Source organism: Legionella nautarum (genome assembly GCF_001467895.1).
In the GTDB taxonomy this organism is placed as follows: Bacteria; Pseudomonadota; Gammaproteobacteria; order Legionellales; family Legionellaceae; genus Tatlockia; species Tatlockia nautarum.
On sequence record NZ_LNYO01000013.1, the window covers coordinates 963,119 to 982,544 of the forward strand.

Genomic DNA, 19,426 nt, shown 5'->3' on the forward strand with positions numbered 1-19,426 from the left:
GAAGAAAAAAAGCTAACTCTGATCAGTGAGGGATGTGGTAGATGATTACACAACAAGAATATCAAACCAGACGACGTGCCTTGGCTGCAAAATTACCACCAGGAGCGATTGCAATTATTCCTGCTGCGAAAGAAGTGTTGCGTAATGGCGATGCTCATTATCGCTTTCGTCAGGATAGTGATTTTTATTATTTAACGGGGTTTAACGAGCCAGATGCCATCCTTGTTATCACTGCCGGTCAATCCTCCAAAGCTTATTTATTTAATCGCCCTCGCGATCCAGCGCAGGAACAGTGGGTTGGAAAGCGCTTGGGGCAGGAGGATGCTTGTGAAGTGCTGAAGGTCGATGAGGCTTATCCTATTGATAACTTTTCCACTTATTTACCGGAATTATTCGCGAACAAAACGGCGGTTTATTTTTCGATAGGTCGTCATCCTCGGATTGAAAAACAAATTTTTTCAGCTTTGAAACGAGTCAAAACGCTGGTGAGGAAAGGAGTTAAAGCTCCCCAATCCTTTTCTGATCTCGAGCCTTTGTTGAGTGAAATGCGACTCTTTAAATCAAAGGCTGAGCTTGATTTGATGCGTCGCGCTGCTGCAATTTCGGTGGCCGCTCACAAGCGGGCGATGCAAGCCTGTCGTCGCGCGGAAAATGAAGGTCAATTAGAAGCAGAGCTACTGTATGAATTTAGTTACAATGGTTGCCGAGCTGTTGCTTATGATCCGATTGTTGGCAGTGGCGCGAATACTTGTATTCTTCACTACACAGACAATAACCAACCGCTGCGTAGCGGTGATTTAGTTTTAATTGATGCCGGGGGCGAGTTTGAAAATTATGCGGCGGATATTACTCGCACTTTTCCAATTAATGGTCATTTTAGCAAAGAGCAACGAGCGATTTATGAATTGGTGCTTAAATCTCAGAAAGCAGGCATTGCCTGCATTAAACCCGGTATATTTTGGCAGGAAGTACAGCAGACAATAGTAGAAATTTTAACCGCTGGTTTGTGCGAACTAGGCTTACTTAAGGGCGCAGTAGATCAATTAGTAGCTGCCGAAGCCTATAAACCTTTTTATATGCATAATTCAGGTCATTGGTTAGGTTTAGATGTTCATGATGCGGGCCATTACAAAATTGATGGACAATGGCGTCAACTAGAACCAGGCATGGTCCTGACTGTGGAACCTGGTTTGTATATTTCGGCTGGAATGCAAGGAGTCGATAAACGTTGGTGGAATATTGGTGTGCGCATTGAAGATGATATTTTAGTCACTGCTGATGGACACGAAAATTTAAGCGCTGCTTTGCCAGTGGAAATCGATGAGATTGAGGCATTATTACGTGGCTGATCGACAGGTAGACATACTCATTGTGGGGGGCGGATTGACTGGTGCTATCTTGATGCTAGCCCTCGCTAATTCTGGCTATGAGGTTTTGCTGGTGGATACTAATCCGCTGAATGCTAAGGTCAGTCCTGATTTTGATGCACGTACTCTCGCCCTGTCACCCGCAAGTATCCGTATTCTGGGAATGCTGAATATTTGGCCGCTATTAGAAGCAGAGGCGACAGCCATTAAAACCATTCATGTCTCTGAGCAAGGTCGCTTCGGCTCGGCGAACCTGGGCAATGAAGCCAATCAACCCTTAGGGTTTGTTGTGGAAATGCAGCATATTAATCAGGCGTTGCATCAACTGCTCAATCAGCAGCAGATTTTAGCACCAGCTCGAGTGACTGCTCTCGATAAAGAGCAAGGCTTGGTGACCATCTCATCAGATAAAAAGGATTCTGTGCTGCAAGCAAAATTGATCGTTGCGGCTGATGGCACTGATTCCACCATCAGACACTTAAGTGGACTGGTTCCAAAAGTAAAAGATTATCGCCAACAAGCGATTGTGGCGAATATCGGTTTAGCACGCGCTCACCATAATCAAGCCTATGAACGATTTACCTCTTCCGGGCCGCTGGCACTCCTTCCAATGACCAAAAACCGTGCGTCGCTGGTTTGGGCCTTGCCCCCCGAAGAAGCAGCACGTCTAATGGCTTTAGAAGAAGAAAAATTTTTAAGTAGTTTACAGAAAAACTTTGGTTATCGCCTCGGTTGTTTTGTCCGGGTGGGTAAGCGCGTGATTTTTCCACTTAAGCAAGTGACGATGCCGAAAAAAATTGCTTGGCCTTTAGTGTTTGTGGGTAATGCGGCGCACACACTTCATCCTGTAGCGGGACAGGGATTTAATTTAGGTTTGCGTGATGTCGCTAGTTTGGCTCAATGCATTATTCAACAGGGATTAACTGCGGAAATGTTACAAAATTATCAGCAAATGCGGCAGCATGATGAAACTGCAATCACTCGCTTTGCAGATGGTTTAATAGAAATTTTTACCAGTCGTCTACCCGGCATGGCTTTCTCACGCAATTTAGGGTTAATTGCCGTCGATCAATTTAAAATTTTAAAACAAGGCTTAACGCATTACACTCGCGGTTTTGCAGGGGTCACACCGGATTTAGTTTGTGGTATCGCTCTTCATAAAAAGGAATCTCAATGAGTCAGCAATTTGATGTGGTTGTAATTGGTGGCGGAGTCGTTGGCTTAACTGCTGCATTAGCCATGCAGTCGCGTGGTTTTTCGGTGGCCATCATTGATGCTGGTAATCTGACTGCCAATACGACAATTCCTGACCCACGAGTTTATGCAATCAATCAAGCGTCTCAAGATTTATTACAAGAACTAGGTGTTTGGGCGCATTTAGATTCTGAGCGCCTCTCCCCTTATCGTCAAATGTATGTCTGGGATGCTGCGAGTAACGCCCATATACAATTTGATGCCCGCATGATTGCGAGCGACCATTTAGGCACTATCATGGAAGAATCGGTTCTCAAGCAGGCGCTTTTGCGGTTGCTAAACGAGAAAGTGGTATTTTTTGCGAATCATAGAGTAAGCGGCCTAGAGTCCTATAAAGATTTCATTCAAATCTCCACTGGAGAGACGAGTTGGCAAGCGCAGTTGCTAATGATTGCTGATGGGGCTACTTCGCCCTGCCGCGAATTGCTTCGAGTGCCATTAACAACCTGGCCTTATCATCAACAGGCAGTGGTTGCTTCTGTTCAGACTGAAAAATCACATCAACAAACAGCCTATCAAGTGTTCAATGCCGATGGTCCTCTTGCGTTCCTACCGCTTACTCAGGAACAGCAATGTTCGATTGTCTGGTCCACTAGTACCGCCCATGCACAGCGAGTTATGGCACTTTCGGATGAAGACTTTAATCAAGAGTTAGAAGCTGCTTTTGCGAGTCGTTTAGGAAAAGTTAAAGTGATGGGAAAACGTTATCAGTTTCCACTCATCATGCGCCATGCAAAGCAGTATAGTGGGGAGCGGTGGCTCTTGTTAGGCGATGCGGCACACACCATTCATCCGCTGGCTGGACTTGGACTCAATGTAGGATTAGCGGATGTTGCTACCTGGCTAGCCTGCAGTGAAAAACTCACTACGCTTAGTGCAGTAAAAAAAATATTGGGCTCTTACCAACGTCAGCGAAAATACGCTGTGTGGCAGGTCATTGCTATGATGGATGGATTCAAATCCTTATTTACCAATCCTTTAGCGCCCGTTATTGCGTTACGTGGTTTGGGGCTGCGTATTTGTAATGGTTTAACGCCTCTTAAACGAATTTTTATTGAGCAGGCAGCGGGGAAGTAGGTTTAGAGCTAAGATCTCAAAATGGTCTGTTGGGCCAAGGCACATAGCCGTCAGGCCGTCTCGAAGCCTTGCAAATCCTGATGTGAGACTTCGAGATGACCTTCCGCGCATCCTGAGGCTCTCGAAGGGCTCAGTCCGAACTGAGGTATCCCCACGAAATTAAATAGACCGTTTAGTTCATTGCTCGTTTTGTTTATACCGTTCGCACTGAGGAAGCGCCGCGCTGTCTCGTAAGTTATGGGATCTTTTCATGCTAGAAAAAATTTTCCGAATAGGGTATAACTCATTGAGTTTTTGAAATCGATACTGGGATGTGGAATGACAATAAAAAAACTGCTGATGGGCTTACTAGGTTGTGTTTTAGCAACTGGGGTTTTCGCGGGAAGCATGTCAAATTCGAATTATTATAACGATAGAAATGGTTGGCCAGTCGTTGCCACTCTCAGTGTCGGTCCAGCCTGGGCAAGACCAGGAGAGGGACAGGTTCTTACCCTGCAGCCTTATGTCACCAAATCCTATATTCCCTTCCCAATGAGTCGTTCAATCCGATTAATTTCAACGTCTAGAGGGACTAATACCTTATTTACCGGTGAATTCTTTTTAGGCTTATATGGAAATATCAACTCCGCTGTGATTGGCCAAATCGGTTTGACAGTCGGTGCCTCTTCTCAAGTGAGAACAAAAGGTCTAGTTTATGAAGACTCGAATATTGACTTTGGCAATTTTACTTATTCTTATGGCGTACGAAATGTACGTGGTGCAGTAAAAGCAAAGATGATATACGACCCCGAGTTCTATGATGTTTTTCTCTACCTCAGTGGTAGCGCGGGAGCAGGATATAACCATTCTTCGGGTTTTACGATTAATTCTCTATTAGCTCAAGAAATTGCTGCTCCTTCATTTAGCGATAAAAGCAGGTCGGCCTTTAGCTATACCTTGGGTACCGGTTTAGAAACACTACTCGATGATAACTGGCGCGTGTCTTTGGGTTATGAGTTTGCCGATTGGGGAAGGTCTAATTTGGGGCCTGCGATTGGGCAAACACTGGGTAATGGACCGCATATCAATAGCTTGCGTACCCATGAATTACAGATCGGCATTACTTACATGTCTTAAGTAAAGACGAGTTCTTCAAGGATTGGTATATATGAAGAAGGCTTCATTTTTTTGGCAAGGGATGGTTGCGGTTTTTTTGCTGATCATTACTGCAGTTGTACAAGCGAGCGAAGTTAAATTCAGTATCATACCTATCATAAGGGCGCCGAGTTCCTTGCCAGCCAATGGTGTCGCGTTCATTCAATATTTTGTGATTAACAACACAGGGATCACACGTGAATTAACGACCGTTCCCATAAGAGGCGTTCACCCTATCGTTACCGGTGCTCCCGGTGGTTGCAAATCTCCGTTCTTATTAACGCCGGGTCAAGCTTGCATTTTGACCTTGAAATTAGTTGGTCCTGAAATGGTCGTAGGCATAAATTCCGGCCCTGAAGTGTGCAAAACCATGGGGCCGGGAGATATCCGCCCCGATCCTTTTCTCTGTTCGCAACCGGCTCCCAGCGATGTGATTCAGGTCAGCTTAGGTCCGGCTATACCTGTTACAATTACTGCAGTTCCTACTTCTGTAGCATTTAGAATTGGAAATTTGGGAAAATTGACTTTAACGAATACGAGTAATATTGGTTTTGCTCAGAATATTAATGCCCAATTTCTCACAAACACTGGAATTTCTGTAGTTGCTAGCAGCTGTCCGGTCAATATACCGCCATCCACCTCTTGTGATATTTATTTTAGTTCACAAGTCATTGACATGACTACGATGTCCATTATGGGCTCAAATACCAATCAACTACTGATTCCTATATCCTCGTTAGGAATACCGATACAAATAACCCCAAGTTCCGTGCGCCTCTACGTTAATGGTGGAACAAAATCAGTAATAGTGACCAATCTGTCTTCTACCGCAACTGCTTCGAATGTTACTGTAACTCCTCCATCTGGAGTAAATATTGCCGAAAGCAATAATTGTGGTACGCTTCCACCTCTTAGCTCTTGTACAATAACTTTTACCGCTGGGGGGACTTTATATCCTAATGGAGCCAATTTTAAGGTTCAGGGATCTAATACAACTGCTGCGTTTGTGAAGGTTTATGTACAGCAAGCGACTATTTCGGTAAGCCCCTCAACTTTAACGATGACCACCAATAGTAGTGGCACGCTCACCATCACCAATACGTCGCAATTTTCGCTTCCAGCGCTGGGAGTCACTGCTGCTTCTTTTCCAAACTATATAACAATACCACCTGGTGGCAATACCTGTCCGGCAAGTTTAGCGCCGGGCGCAAGTTGTACAATAACGTTTAACTCAAACAGCACAACATCGCAGCTTGGGGCATCAATTTTTATCCGTGGAACCAATACAAATACGGTCTTAGTTCCACTTAGCATTTCAGAAGTGATTCTCTCTCTGTCGCCCACGACTCTCAATTTTGAGGTCGGTGGACCTGGTGCAACAACAACAGTGACCAATAATTCAACAACAGCAACTGCACAGAACATTCAACCCAATCCGACTACGCTTTATAATTCAGGTGTAGGCACTTGTGGTGCTGCTCCTTTTAGCCTTGGTGCTGGACTTTCTTGTACAATGGGATTTGATGCTGCAGCAAGTCCTGGTACTGAGAATGTGGTTATTAGTGGAACTAATACCAATGCCCCTGTTTTACAAATTAATACCACAGCGTTACCTGTTTTATCTGTGAGTCCGACGGTTGCGACTATCACTGCAGGCGGAATAATCAACACCCAATTTACTATTACCAATGTTGCAGTTACTGGAGCACAGAATGCGACGAACGTTCGTATACGCTACCCTAACTCTTGGTTGACGGTTCAACAAGTGATTGATGTAAATTGTAATAGCCTCGCGCCAGGACAAAGTTGTTTAATCGACCTGAGGTCAGTAGACCCTTATGTGGGGCAAGGTGGAATAGTTGTCAGTGGGGATAATACTTCGACAACCTCTCCTACGGTGGCTATTGCTTTCCTCTACAATGACGGGTTGGTTTTTGACACTAATGGCGGAGTATCAGTTGCAAACTTGGTGGATCAAAGTACCAATGCAGCCTGGCAGGTATTGGCTGCTAATACTACTGCAACAAGTTTAACGGATGGTGCTAGCAACACCCAAGCTATGCTTACTCAAAGTCCTCTATTTGCTTCACCAGCTGCACTGGCTTGCCAAAATTTAGGTGCAGGTTGGTTTTTACCTGCTACGGCTCAGTTAACGGCTATACAGCAATTAGCGGATCTCGGCTTTGGCAATTTTACTTCAACCCTTTACTGGAGTTCTACCCAGGCTGATGCAAGCACGGCTACATGGGCTAGTTTCGATCCCTCTGTACCCGTCACAGGCACTGATCAGAAGACTGTAGGCTTATACGTGCGCTGCGCGATTACTTATTAGATGCGGAACAAAACACGCGATTCTCTGACTTTTCAATGAAGAGAGTGTAAAACACTTCTGTATTGGCTTAAAATATGATTTAATTTTAAACACGAAGATTTATAGGATTATGGGTAGTGGCTTTTTTAAAAAATTGGCAGAGCTTGTTGCTTGGCTATTGCCTTGCCCTAAATAATTCATCGTTTGCCGCGAACCCCGCTCCTGTGAAGCCGCCAGAACCAACGACTTTATATCGTTGGGTGGATAAGCCTAGCGATGAGGCCGCCCATGTTTCCGAAGCGGAAGAGCGCTTGCAAAAGGCAATAAGCAACCCTGAATTCATGCTGGGTAATTGGGTGGATTTACCCACCTCTCCTGATGTGCGTCATAAAAAAGCCCAGCGTTTAAGTTTGCGTGAAGCGATTTTGCTTGCTCTTCGCTACAACCCTAATATCCAAAATGCGGAATTGGATCGGATAATTCAACGCTATCAATTGCGTCTAGCCCATAATGAGTTTGAGCTGCAGTATGCTTTAGCCGGGTCTGCCGCCATTGAAAAAAGCCGCTATAGCGGGGTGGGTAATACGACTAATAAAAGTTATATTGCTACTCCTGAATTGAATTTAAAAACCAAATTAGGAACCCAGCTTGGTTTGAATATCGATAATAATGTTTCCAATTACAATAGCTATTCGCCGGTGCTCAATTTTTCGATTAACCAACCTTTATTGCGGGGCTTTGGTAGAGCCGCTAATGAGGCCAGTTTATTGGATGCGATGGATGCTGAGTGGTTAAATAAATTAAATTTGCAGCAATCGGTTATTGATCAAGTCACGCAAGTGATCGTTGCTTACCGTGCACTCATCTTGAGTGCTAATAATTTAGAGAATCAAAAATTACAATTACAAGAAGCGCGTAAGACCTATGAAATTAATGAGAAAAAGATTGCGGCAGGGCAATTGGAGCCGACGGGCAATATTCAACAATCTTATCAAATCGAATCCTTAAGTTTGATGGTGGAGCAGGCTGAGAATGATTTTAAAACGGGCGCTCAAGATTTACTGCAAACCATTGGACTTGATCCTAAAATGCGCTTATCCGTGCCGAGTAATGTGGCTGTAGAACAAATCAGCGTGCCAAACTTGAAAAAATCCATTGATTGGGCGCTAGCGCATAACACTCAATATTTAGCTCAAACAATGGCGTTGCGTGCGGATGAAAGGGCCTATGCGCAGGCGAAAAATCAGCAGCTTTGGCAACTCGATGTGGGTGCTAATTTGCAGACGGGCCGTATCAATCAAGTTGATGGACAACGCGGCTTTCCATCGATTTATAATGGCCAAAATATGAATCAAACGGCTAGAGTCACGTTAACGGTTCCCTTGCACGATATTAACCGCCGGAGTCAACTCATTTCTGCAAAGGTGCGCCTCGAAAAAGATCGCCTAAATCTTATCGCGATGAAACGGGCTTTAGAAACAACCATTACCAATACTATAAACTCCATTCAGAGTTTAGCTAAACGTTATCAGCTTGCCGAAAAACAAGTGGCTTTAGCAGAAAAATCCTATCAATTAGAAAAGAAAAAGCAACAGGCTGGTATTGCCAGTGCTCTCGATGTGAATAATACGCAAAATCAATTAATTCAAGCGCAAATGGGCTTAATTGCTGCGAAAATCGCGTATCTTAATCAATTATCTACTTTGGATCGCATTTTGGGAAAAACCTTAGATCATTGGCAAATTAAACTTAGGTATGGCGGATGAAATACGCATTGACACTAGTCATTCTTGCTGTAGTGGGTTTATTGCAAAGCTGCGGCAGCGAGGTCGAGCAAAAAAAGCATGGCACTCAAACCTATGTGGTGCAGCCTGAGGCGGTCCATAAATCCTTGTTTTTTACGGGGACTATACAGCCTCTGCGAGAAAGCGCGCTCACAAGCCCCATGGATGCGGTTGTTGAAACCATGCATTATCATTATGGTCAGCAAGTGAAAAAAGGGGATGTGGTTATCACTTTAAATTCCAACGAATTGCAGAAACAATACAATGATACGCTCACTGAATACCTCAAAGCCAAAGATAATTTTACGGTCACCCAAGCAAAATTTAATGGTACGCAAGACTTGTGGGATGCCGGACTTTTATCAAAAAATAATTATCTCAGCGAAAAATCGAGTTTGGCGACGGCCAAGGTCAGTTTAATACAGGCAACCCGCAAACTCACCGAAATGTTGGAAAAAATGGATGATGGTAATACTCAGCGTCTCTCCGAATTGACTATTGCGCAATTTGATAAAGTTAGGCAAGCATTGACCGGTCAACATAATTTAATACATTTAAAAGCACCTTCGGATGGTGTTTTGCTTTACCCGCCAAAAACAGCAGATGATAAATCGGGGAAATTGACCGTGGGTTCGACGGTCAAATCCGGTCAGGTGATTGCTCTGGTAGGCGATTTAACCGGCGTCAGCGTGGAGATAGATATCCCGGAAATCGATATTGATAAAGTGCGCGCAGGTATGCAGGCTAAGGTAACCGGTGTCGCTTTAGGTCGACAGGTGTTAAAGGGAGAACTCATTGCTGTTAATGCGCAAGCCTCTTCGGCTGCGGGCGGCACCTTGCCTTCCTTTAGTGCTGTTGTTGAAGTCAAAGAAATGGATGAAACTCAGCGGGCTCGGGTTAAAGTGGGTATGAGTGCTGCCATCGAAATTGCAATGAATAATGATGAGCAATTATTAGTACCCATTGCGGCGGTGAAGCAAGAAAAGGGAAGGTCGATTGTCAAATTACAAGCTGAAAACGGCAGAAGCGAAACCCGCGTTGTGACAACCGGTGCCGCCCTGGCCGATAAAGTCGTTGTTGCTTCTGGGCTTAAGGCAGGTGATGTGGTGGCCTATGATTAGTCAGTCGTTAATTACGCTGGATAAAATCGTAAAAACCTATGAAATTGGCGGTGTGAGCTCAACGGTTTTAAAAGAAGTTTCTTTGACCGTGGGGGAAGGTGAGCTAGTTGCTATTGTGGGTGCTTCAGGTTCGGGGAAGTCAACCTTGATGAATATCATTGGTTTGCTGGATAAGCCTGATGACGGTAATTATTTACTGCAAGGCAATAATATTGCGGGCTTGGATGAGGATGCTTTAGCGGCTTTACGTAATCAAACCATCGGTTTCGTATTTCAACAATTTAATTTGCTACCCCGTTTTAATGCTCAACAAAATGTTGCCCTACCTTTAACTTATCGTCAGATCCTCCCTGCAGAAATGAAAGAACGTGTGAGCTCTGCATTGGCACGTGTGGGCATGAAAGCCTTTGCCGAACATCGGCCGACGCAATTATCCGGAGGACAGCAGCAGCGCGTTGCTATAGCACGTGCCTTAGTCGGTGAGCCGAGAGTTATTTTAGCGGATGAACCGACAGGTGCTTTGGATTCGCGTACAGGCACCGAAGTCATGAATTTATTTTTGGCGTTGCATAAAGAAGGCCGGACCATTATTTTAGTGACGCATGATGAGCAAGTTGCAGCCCAATGTGCAAGGCGCATCACTATCGCTGATGGGCAAATTATTGCTGAGAGTCGGCAATGACCCTGCTTAGTCATTTTCAACAAGCTGTAGTGAATTTGGCTGCTGCGAAATTAAGATCCTTTCTTGCGGTGTTAGGAATTTTAGTGGGCACGGCTGCCGTGGTTGCTTTGATTAGCTGCGGGCAATTAGCGACTGAAAAAGCATTGGCACAATTTAAAGCACTGGGTACCGATTTACTCGCTATTTCGGCCTATCAAAAAACGGCAAATCAATCAAATAATGGTGATAATGAAATTCCGCTGTCAGTGTGGCGGCAAATACCGGAGCGCGTTCCCGCCGTTTTACAAATTGCCCCCTACAGCACGGGCTATCAGCCCATCAGTTTTGGCGGAAAAATTATTCAGGGAGCCATTATTGGCGCGGATGAATCCTTAAAAGAGATCATCCATGTGAAACTGGCTCGCGGCCATTTTGTTTCCTTCCTCGAATCATTTGAGCACTATTGCGTGATTGGTGATGGCTTAGCTCATCAATTGCAGGAAGTTAGTTTTGAAGATCCCATTGGCAAACAATTGCAAATTGGTCGGTCATTGTACACCATCATTGGTATTGCTGAGCCTTGGAAGGAAAATGGTTTTTTTAATGAAGACATTAATCAATCGGTGATTATTCCTATAGCTGGAATGGCTTTAGTGAGTAAAGACAATAAAATAAATAATGCAGTGTTATTATTAAAACCCGACAGCCCCATCGATGAAGTGATTGAGCAGGTCAAACAAATTCTCAGTTCACAAGCGCCTAAGTTAAATCTTTTCCCACGAAGTGCTAAACAAATTATTGAGAGCATGGAAAGCCAGGGGCATATTTTTACACTTTTACTAGCCGTTATTGGCAGTATTTCACTCTTAGTCGGTGGGATTGGCGTGATGAATGTCATGTTAGTGTCGGTCAGTGAACGTAAAAAGGAAATCGGAATACGCAAAGCAGTGGGGGCGAAGAACAAAGAAATTCAAGCTCTTTTTTTAGTAGAATCCGTGATGCTTTCCCTTTTAGGCGGCATTTTAGGGGTCCTCTTAGGATTGATTTTTACTCGAGTGGTAGCCTATTTTAGTGATTGGCTTTTTACGATCTATTTTATACCCCCTTTGGCTGGATTTGCTGTTTCCGTGGCGACAGGTATTTTCTTTGGTTTTTATCCCGCAAGACGCGCTGCCAAATTGGAGCCAATGGCTTCTTTGCGCAGCGAGTGATAAGTAGTTGCTAACCTCTGTATGTCTCGTGCGGGAGAGCTAGACAAATTAATTTTGCTATGACAGTATCAGTCGCACTATCTTTGGTTGTGAATTTCACTGGTTAGAAAGCTCAATATCAGAGATAGACCCCCAAGTTTTAGGATGTATTAATCTATAAGGAGATGTAATGAAAATAAGATTGGATAGTTTCCAGTTTAAGTTACTTGTTACACCAGTATTATTCGGTATTTTAAGTACACAAGCCTATGCATTAGCAGATGCACCAGGCGTAGCGACCCATCCGATTCATTATAAACCACACACTTCTCATCTAATGCCTACCGGACTTACCCCAAACCAAGTTCGTAATGCCTATGGTTTTAATACCATTCCAGCAAAAGGTAAGGGGCAGGTTATTGCGATTGTCGATGCGTTTGATGACCCGCGTATCGAAGCCGACTTAGGCGTCTTCACCAAACATTTTGGCTTAGCTTCTTGTACAACCAAGAATGGCTGTTTCAAGAAAATTTATGCCAGTGGTAAAAGACCAAGAACTGATGCGGGTTGGTCAGGAGAAATTGCACTGGATGTTGAATGGGCTTATGCCATGGCCCCCCAAGCAAAGATTATGCTGGTTGAAGCAGCAAGTGATAGTTTAGAAGATTTATTTAAAGCCATCCAAGTTGCTGTGGACAAAGGGGCAACTGTGGTTTCTATGAGTTGGGGCGGCGGTGAATTTGCTCAACAAACTACTTATGATCAGATTTTCAACAATCCTAATGTAACTTTCGTTGCGTCTTCGGGAGATAATGGGGCGGGAACCATGTATCCTGCATCTTCACCTTATGTGCTGGGTGTTGGTGGAACCACTTTAACAATCGACTCTCATGGAAACTACCATGGTGAAACAGCTTGGTCTGGCAGCGGTGGTGGCTTAAGTACTATAGAAGCTTGGCCAGCAAGTCAAAGTGGCTTACCAATCCCGCAGGCTAATAATATGCGTGGTGTACCGGATGTTGCTTATAATGCGGATCCTCAAACTGGATTTGCTGTTTACAACTCCGTACCAAGCGATGAAGGTACAGGTTGGCAAGTTGTCGGTGGAACCAGCGCTGGCGCACCTCAGTGGGCTGCTATTGCAGCGGTTGCAAATTCATCGATAGGTAGCAATTTAGGTGGGAACTTTAGTAACCTATTGTATGCAATAGCAAATTCTAATACGGGCAGTTACATTTACAATTTTAACGATGTCAGTGGCGGTGCCAATGGAGATTGTGACTATTTCTGTTCTGCCCAAGAAGGTTATGATTATGTGACCGGCTTAGGGACGCCAGAGCTTGGCACTTTAATTCCAGATTTGGGAACCCAATATGCATCACTGTTGTTGCCAATAAGGCCAATTGATCAGAAAGCCAAGCAGTCTTAAAACTTTCTGCCAAGCCATGAGGGTAGGCCTAGGTCGGCTTGCTGTCCGACCTAGCTATGCTCCATCAATGAAGCGGGTATATTTTTAGCCGAGAAAAGATGAATTCTCGTAGTGGTCATCGTCGGAATGATACTCCTCGGCTGCAATTCTATTTTTTTGTGTTTGAGAAATATAATTCTCTAAAGAAGTTTCAGCTTTTATTTCCCATTTTTTAATGATGGGCTCAAGCTCTCCTTCATTTAACAATTCTAAGCCTTCGATCGCATCGGTTGACATTGAGTTTAGGAATTCAATTAGTTTTATAATCACTGGAATTTGTTTAGCAAGTAGGCTGCTTTCTTGTGAAGCTTCCTTCGCTTCGACAACCAATTCGGAAGAAGGCTCTAATTCTTTCTCTTTCTCCTTTCCCTCGGAGGTGTTGTAGATAGATAAAGCACGAAGCGATTCCCCCAACTGACTCATTGAATCTTCTTTCCGCAATGTCTTTAATTTTTCTTGGGCATATACAAGGTAGCAGTTAAGATAATTAGCTAATTCTATTCCTGGACCAAGTTGGCGTTTATCTTTCACATAGAAGTCAGGCCTTGTTCCATCGACGTGATAACAATAAAGAAAATTTAAAAGATAAGCCTGAGTATAGCATCTCTCGGTGTCATCGTAATAATGGTATTCGGAGCTAGGTATGGCTTCTTTAAGGGATGTCAGCATCAGATTTTTGCCATTACGCCAGATAAAATCTCTATTTTTCTCATAATTGTCTAGCCGAGGAGTTGCAACAATAAAGGGCTGGGGACAACCTTTGAAATAAAATTTAGTGAATTGATGATGGTCGAAGAGCTCAATCTCTGGTTCAGCGGTTTGAAGGTCTTGTTCCGTTAACCCTAAAAGTGGCAAGAAATAAGACAAAACATACTTAGGATCTTGATGAAAGGTCGCTACTGCCGAAAATCGATTGCCTTCGTGAACAACTTGCCCCTTGAGGCCTGATTTAGTGTTGTCTTCTGGTGCATAAGCACTCGGGCTTTTAGCAGTATGTTTTTCAGCAATTGTTAGGTCAAAATCATAAATATCGACAATAGTATAAGACTGGCGCATTAGCAAAGAGTTCCTCAATTGGATTGGTTAATTAACATTCAAATATTCGAATATATTTTCTAGTTGAATGTTATATGAGCAGAAGTGTTTTTGTCAAATACTTTATTCATTTTGGGTAAAATTAAACAACATGTATTTATTTTGCACCAACATGGCTTGGGCTAAACTATAGTAATTGGCACAGATCAGGAGAGCAGAGAAATGGATTTACATTTTGATATCGTCGTTTTAGGGGGCGGTAAAGGTGGGAAAACCCTTGCCATGGATTTAGCAAAATCGGGTCATCGCGTAGCAATGATTGAAGATAATCAGATTGGCGGTACTTGCATTAATGTGGCCTGCATACCAACGAAAACACTGGTTCAGGCAGCCAAAATTGCTCATTACTGCCGAAAAGCGAAGGACTATGGCTTAGATGCGACTTTAGGTCCGATTGATTTTAAAGCAGTCCGCGCACGTAAAGAGGCTGTAGTTAACGGGATGCGTGAGGCTAACTTAAAACAATTTTTGGATTCAGGCATGGATCTGATATTAGGACGCGGCCGTTTTGTTGGCCCCAAAATGATTGAAGTTGCCCTTTCTGCACCACGTGATGGACAAAAAAAGCTAAATGTCATCGCTGATAAAATTATTATTAATACAGGGGCCCTACCCTTTATTCCTCCAATCCCTGGACTCGATAAAATAAATTACCTCACTAATGACAGTTTAATGAAGGTCGACAAGGTACCGAAGCATTTGCTAATTATTGGTTGTGGTTATATTGGTTTAGAATTTGCGCAAATGTTTCGCCGTTTCGGTGCGGAAGTGAGTATGATTGAAGCCAGCGGCGAATTTCTTGGCCGGGAAGATAAAGATATTGCCGAGGAAGTTCTTCAGGTACTAACCAATGAAGGCATACGAATTGCCATTGATACCAAGATTCAAACGATTCACCAAGAAAAAACTAAAGTCATTATTGAAGCGGGTCGGCAAGGTAAAACAGAGCTTTTCCAAGGCACAGCAGTTTTAGTGGCGGTAGGCCGTAAGGCTAATACAGCAGGATTGAATTTAGATAAAACCGGGGTTGAGCTCGATGAGCGAGGTTTCATCAAAGTGAACGAGTACCTAGAAACTACTGCCCCGGGGATTTGGGCTTTGGGCGATGTCAAAGGTGGCGCACAGTTTACCCATTTATCCCTCGATGATTATCGTCTGTTGCAACATAATTTACGTAATCCTCAAGAAAAGCATTCTGCTAAAAATAGACTTATTCCCTATACCGTTTTTCTTGATCCCGAGTTAGCACGCATTGGTCTAACCGAGGCTCAAGCTCAAGCAGCGGGGCACGCAATTAAAATTGCCAAAATTCCATCGGCTGTTATCCCACGTGCTAAGACTCAAGGTGAAACAGCGGGCGTATTAAAGGCCGTCATTGATGCTAAAACCGATATGATTTTAGGCGTTTCAATTTTTTGTGCGGAAGCGGGCGAGATTTTAGCGGTTATTCAGTTAGCAATGGAATTAGGCATTAGCTATCAAAAATTGCGAGACCTGATGTTTGCCCATCCAACTATGGTTGAAGGGATTAATTTGTGGTTTGCGCAGGTTAAATAGGAGGGCAAGGGAAAAAATTGTGGGGAATTTTCGTGTAACAATTGTGCAATGATTTGCAAAAAAAGCTTTACATTGGACTCTCTTCTTGTATATATTTGCTCCAATTTGTTTTGTCATTATTCCATATTGGAGGGAAAATGCAAGCTAAATGTGAATATAAACGCGTTAGCATAGAAGAAGCAAAAGCAAACCCAGCGTATTGGGAAGTTACTCAAAATATGTTCAGTCAGCAGACTTCTTCTGTTATTAAAGAGCCTTTAGGTGATAAATACCAAGAACATGCTAAGCGTATTAAGCGGGGTGATTGGCTTAAGCTTAATTTTCGAGATCCTGAATTTAAGCGCAATATTTTTAAGGCATTCAGACTTGGCAAAATTAACAAGGATCAAATGGCGACAACCTTTCTTCTTTTTGATGCCCTCAATGACTTTGGTGCCGTGGGTCCTCATAGACTAAGACAATTTAGCTTTGATGACCCAAAAGGGCCTTATCAAATTGATTCAATCAGTTATCTTATTGAGGATAATGAAGCAAATTTCGAACAGGAGCTAGATAAAGTACCTGCTTCTGAGCGAGGTTATTTTAGTATCGATATGTCACGCCAATTTGCAGTTGCCTTTTTGTTTGATGGCTTACATAAAATTAATCCTAATTTTTTTGATCGCTATCCCCAGTTTATCGGTCTTTTAAAGGCTTATGTAAATAGCTTGCCTATAAGCCTCAAAGGCCAAGCTACGTTACTTAGCCAAATCCAAAATCTTCAGAATCCATTCTTGCGAAATGACGCCGGTTACGCTCTCACTGGATTTATTCTGGATTATGAGAAGCCTTTAGCACCTTATTTGAAGAAACGTTATTTTAAGTCAAAAAAGGGACAAGTCGCTGCAGAACGAAATAGCTCGATGTTCCTGGTTGACTTAATGATCACTGGAGAACAAATTCCATTTATTGTTTCATCACCCAATTTTAATGTTAATAAAAGGAATAGCCCCCTATTATCAATGATTCTCCCAACAATGCCTGCTTTTACTGCTCTTATGAATGCAATGCATGGCCAAGATGTGACCCTACCTTATTATACTGTGGGAACAGTGTCGCCCTCCTTTATTCGTTATGCGGATGAGGAGCCGGAGCTGTATGGGTCTGAAACCGCCTTGCGACCTGTTGAACTTGATCATCCTGATGTAAGTGGCAATGAGACTCCGCACGAAACTTTAACGACTTCATTTCCAAAAGAATGGCATGATTTATTTCATGCCTGGCGCAATGCTAATCCACTAAAGCCTTTGATGCGCCATCTAAGACAAGTTCTTACCAAAGGCAAAGGCTTCGATATGTCTAAATCAATCTGGGCAATCTCCGACATGGATTTCAGCGCCGGTCGTCTTCATCGGGAAGCACAGTTAGAAAATCCGCGTGCTGAGATAACTAGGGATCATTATTATGCGATTTTCTTACGTTTATCATCAGAGTTTTGGAGTAATTTAGAACAGCATGATGATAATCTGCTTTTAATTGCGGATATGATAATCCACCGTGAACAGTGGAAAGAATTAATGGGTGACTATCCTGAAAACATCCTTGCGTACGTACCTCAAGAAGATAATCCTAACAATGCACAATTTAAAGATGTATTTCACAGGATGAAAGGCATTATCGATGCGGATGAAAAAAGGGATTCACGAGAGTCTGCCATGTATTATGTTTTATCTTATCGATTAAGAAATAATCGACATGGCATTGAGCTGTGTAATATTTTAGATAAGTTAGGACTTGAAACTCTATTTTATTGGAATCGTAATAGCGGTCTTTATATTGATAAAAATTTAAGCGCTTTACCTATCAGGGCGATTGAGCAGCTTGATTCAGATGTCCTCTATGAGGAGTTAATCGGAATTGTTCATGGGCTTGGGCTTGATGAGTCCTTAGCTGCAGATCTAGCAAAACTGCATGCAAGGGAAAAATTATCAAGCTGGGAGTTATTTAGACAAGATCACCCTATTATTGATGACCTCATTTATTATGGAGCATCCTTTGTCCAAGCTACAGCCATTACCTATCTTTCTACGCTACTATTTTCCACCGGCGAGGAAGATCAACAGCAATCTTATTTTAAAATGCAATAGTCTTAACAAGGTTGGGTCAAGGCCCAACAAATTGATTAGCGTACGGGCAAAGTTAAAAGCGGTGAATTTTGAGCAGGGCTGTTATCTCTTCCTGCGGTCAAGATGAGTAATCGCGAGGCTAAAGTAAAGGTTCTTTTAGAAGCAAGATCAGAATTAGAGATATAAAACCAATAACCATTGAATTTGGTTCTCACAAAGGCATTTCTAGGTAGTTCTCGACTACTATAGATTGTCATGAGGCCTTTCATAACTTTCCTCCAATCATAAGGGGTGCCATCTTCATAAGTGGTTATATAGGAGCGACATTTTTTAAGATCAGCAGCAGGAACTTGGACAGAATTAGAAAGAAAGGTCAAGACGCCATACACTGAGCGGAAATTGACGAAAGCAATATTTCTTTCAGTCCGTGGAGATATTGCAACTTCACCTTGACGATCAGCAGCATTGGCAGCAAATCCTTCATTGAACAAGGCAATATCCGATGATTTCGATTTAAGGTGTAATAATTTTTTTAACTTGGCGCTTCCTGGAGAATTCCCGTTATAAAAATGCAGAAGCAGTCCAAGTTCTTTTTGATAATTGATGGGAGTGATACTTAATTCTTTATTCTTAATTAATTGATGCATCGTTTTAATGAAAAGGAGGTATTGGTTAAATTGCGCATCATAACTACGCGAAACCCTGAGGTAGCCAGCACTGGTGGAAAATGAAATATTATCAAATCGACCCACCTGATCAAAAACCAGCCTAAAAATTAAACGAGAATCGTGAATACCTCCATGAAAAAGTAAAATAACATCTCGAAAACTGATGGGCTTTAATAAAGCGCCTATAAATTCAGCATCGTCGAGTGGTGAATAACTAATTGTTGGAGAATCTGAATAAGAAAGAGTAGGCGTCACACCCATTGCCCAGGTGGTTATACTAGAACGAGTGCCCCCATTGACTCCACCCGTCCAAGACCCGTTGGGATCTGAAGTGACTGTAGAATTTAAGGTATAAGATGAAGTGACCCCTGTGACTTTCAAGAAATAAGTCGGTTCAACATAACGTAAGCGAACAATATTTTTTAAGAATTGCGTTTCATCAGTTTCTCGGACGATATCATTGTAACGTCCTCGATCCAAACTAATTTGTCTCGGCCCGATAGAATGGCAACCTACCAGTAAGACGAAGATCGAAAAAAGTATTATTTTTCGGAGATTTAAAAAATGCATCCAGTTCATTCGCTGATTACACTTCCTATTGTAAACTTAGATTTGCTTAAATTATTTCAATAAT

Annotated in this window: 14 protein-coding genes; 12 read left to right on the forward strand and 2 right to left on the reverse strand. The window is 42.9% G+C overall.

Features of this window, described 5'->3' with window-relative positions:
- The first annotated feature begins 41 nt into the window (after positions 1-41).
- The 10 genes from pepP (at position 42) to Lnau_RS07715 (ending at position 13,328) form a co-directional block, all read left to right on the forward strand.
- A complete protein-coding gene (gene pepP, locus Lnau_RS07670) occupies positions 42-1,349 on the forward strand; it encodes a Xaa-Pro aminopeptidase (RefSeq protein WP_058504532.1) in 1,308 nt (435 codons plus the stop codon).
- On the forward strand, positions 1,342-2,544 hold the full coding sequence (gene ubiH / locus Lnau_RS07675; protein ID WP_058504533.1) for a 2-octaprenyl-6-methoxyphenyl hydroxylase: 1,203 nt from the start codon (positions 1,342-1,344) through the stop codon (positions 2,542-2,544). Before pepP ends, ubiH begins: the two co-directional genes overlap by 8 nt.
- The gene (locus tag Lnau_RS07680) at positions 2,541-3,698 is read left to right on the forward strand and encodes an FAD-dependent oxidoreductase (protein WP_058504534.1); all 1,158 of its coding nucleotides are present in this window, start codon (positions 2,541-2,543) and stop codon (positions 3,696-3,698) included. The genes ubiH and Lnau_RS07680 overlap by 4 nt, the downstream gene beginning before the upstream one ends.
- Positions 3,699-4,016: 318 nt before the next feature.
- The gene (locus Lnau_RS07685) at positions 4,017-4,814 is read left to right on the forward strand and encodes an outer membrane protein (protein ID WP_058504535.1); all 798 of its coding nucleotides are present in this window, start codon (positions 4,017-4,019) and stop codon (positions 4,812-4,814) included.
- Between the two features lie 31 nt (positions 4,815-4,845).
- Positions 4,846-7,164, forward strand: a complete 2,319-nt coding sequence (locus Lnau_RS07690; protein WP_058504536.1) for a hypothetical protein — start codon at positions 4,846-4,848, stop codon at positions 7,162-7,164.
- A gap of 116 nt (positions 7,165-7,280) precedes the next feature.
- The gene (locus tag Lnau_RS07695) at positions 7,281-8,909 is read left to right on the forward strand and encodes a TolC family protein (RefSeq protein WP_058504537.1); all 1,629 of its coding nucleotides are present in this window, start codon (positions 7,281-7,283) and stop codon (positions 8,907-8,909) included.
- On the forward strand, positions 8,906-10,048 hold the full coding sequence (locus Lnau_RS07700) for an efflux RND transporter periplasmic adaptor subunit (RefSeq protein ID WP_058504538.1): 1,143 nt from the start codon (positions 8,906-8,908) through the stop codon (positions 10,046-10,048). Before Lnau_RS07695 ends, Lnau_RS07700 begins: the two co-directional genes overlap by 4 nt.
- Positions 10,041-10,730, forward strand: a complete 690-nt coding sequence (locus tag Lnau_RS07705; protein WP_083503788.1) for an ABC transporter ATP-binding protein — start codon at positions 10,041-10,043, stop codon at positions 10,728-10,730. The genes Lnau_RS07700 and Lnau_RS07705 overlap by 8 nt, the downstream gene beginning before the upstream one ends.
- Positions 10,727-11,920, forward strand: a complete 1,194-nt coding sequence (locus Lnau_RS07710; RefSeq protein WP_058504539.1) for an ABC transporter permease — start codon at positions 10,727-10,729, stop codon at positions 11,918-11,920. Before Lnau_RS07705 ends, Lnau_RS07710 begins: the two co-directional genes overlap by 4 nt.
- A 169-nt stretch (positions 11,921-12,089) precedes the next feature.
- Positions 12,090-13,328, forward strand: coding sequence for a S53 family peptidase (locus tag Lnau_RS07715; protein ID WP_058504540.1), 1,239 nt, complete (start codon positions 12,090-12,092; stop codon positions 13,326-13,328).
- 84 nt (positions 13,329-13,412) lie between these two features.
- Here Lnau_RS07715 and Lnau_RS07720 read toward each other — a convergent pair whose 3' ends face one another.
- Entirely contained in the window at positions 13,413-14,423 is a 1,011-nt protein-coding gene (locus Lnau_RS07720) for a hypothetical protein (protein WP_058504541.1), read from the reverse strand.
- A 201-nt stretch (positions 14,424-14,624) separates the two neighbouring features.
- On the opposite strand from Lnau_RS07720, the gene Lnau_RS07725 reads away from it, so the two are divergent.
- Both Lnau_RS07725 and Lnau_RS07730 read left to right on the forward strand, forming a co-directional pair.
- The gene (locus Lnau_RS07725; RefSeq protein ID WP_058504542.1) at positions 14,625-16,019 is read left to right on the forward strand and encodes a dihydrolipoyl dehydrogenase family protein; all 1,395 of its coding nucleotides are present in this window, start codon (positions 14,625-14,627) and stop codon (positions 16,017-16,019) included.
- A 137-nt stretch (positions 16,020-16,156) separates the two neighbouring features.
- Positions 16,157-18,145 (forward strand): hypothetical protein, encoded by a 1,989-nt coding sequence (locus Lnau_RS07730; RefSeq protein WP_058504543.1) that lies wholly within the window; start codon positions 16,157-16,159, stop codon positions 18,143-18,145.
- A gap of 35 nt (positions 18,146-18,180) precedes the next feature.
- Here the strand turns inward: Lnau_RS07730 and Lnau_RS07735 are convergent, their stop codons facing one another.
- Positions 18,181-19,362, reverse strand: a complete 1,182-nt coding sequence (locus Lnau_RS07735) for a hypothetical protein (RefSeq protein WP_157070639.1) — start codon at positions 19,360-19,362, stop codon at positions 18,181-18,183.
- Positions 19,363-19,426 lie beyond the last annotated feature (64 nt).

Bases quoted from the DNA above. Each gene is read 5' to 3' on its own strand.
- pepP (WP_058504532.1), top strand. From the start codon at position 42: ATGATTACACAACAAGAATATCAAACCAGACGACGTGCCTTGGCTGCA.
- Lnau_RS07680 (WP_058504534.1), top strand. From the start codon at position 2,541: ATGAGTCAGCAATTTGATGTGGTTGTAATTGGTGGCGGAGTCGTTGGC.
- Lnau_RS07685 (WP_058504535.1), top strand. From the start codon at position 4,017: ATGACAATAAAAAAACTGCTGATGGGCTTACTAGGTTGTGTTTTAGCA.
- Lnau_RS07690 (WP_058504536.1), top strand. From the start codon at position 4,846: ATGAAGAAGGCTTCATTTTTTTGGCAAGGGATGGTTGCGGTTTTTTTG.
- Lnau_RS07700 (WP_058504538.1), top strand. From the start codon at position 8,906: ATGAAATACGCATTGACACTAGTCATTCTTGCTGTAGTGGGTTTATTG.
- Lnau_RS07705 (WP_083503788.1), top strand. From the start codon at position 10,041: ATGATTAGTCAGTCGTTAATTACGCTGGATAAAATCGTAAAAACCTAT.
- Lnau_RS07710 (WP_058504539.1), top strand. From the start codon at position 10,727: ATGACCCTGCTTAGTCATTTTCAACAAGCTGTAGTGAATTTGGCTGCT.
- Lnau_RS07715 (WP_058504540.1), top strand. From the start codon at position 12,090: ATGAAAATAAGATTGGATAGTTTCCAGTTTAAGTTACTTGTTACACCA.
- Lnau_RS07720 (WP_058504541.1), bottom strand. From the start codon at position 14,423: ATGCGCCAGTCTTATACTATTGTCGATATTTATGATTTTGACCTAACA.
- Lnau_RS07725 (WP_058504542.1), top strand. From the start codon at position 14,625: ATGGATTTACATTTTGATATCGTCGTTTTAGGGGGCGGTAAAGGTGGG.
- Lnau_RS07730 (WP_058504543.1), top strand. From the start codon at position 16,157: ATGCAAGCTAAATGTGAATATAAACGCGTTAGCATAGAAGAAGCAAAA.
- Lnau_RS07735 (WP_157070639.1), bottom strand. From the start codon at position 19,362: ATGCATTTTTTAAATCTCCGAAAAATAATACTTTTTTCGATCTTCGTC.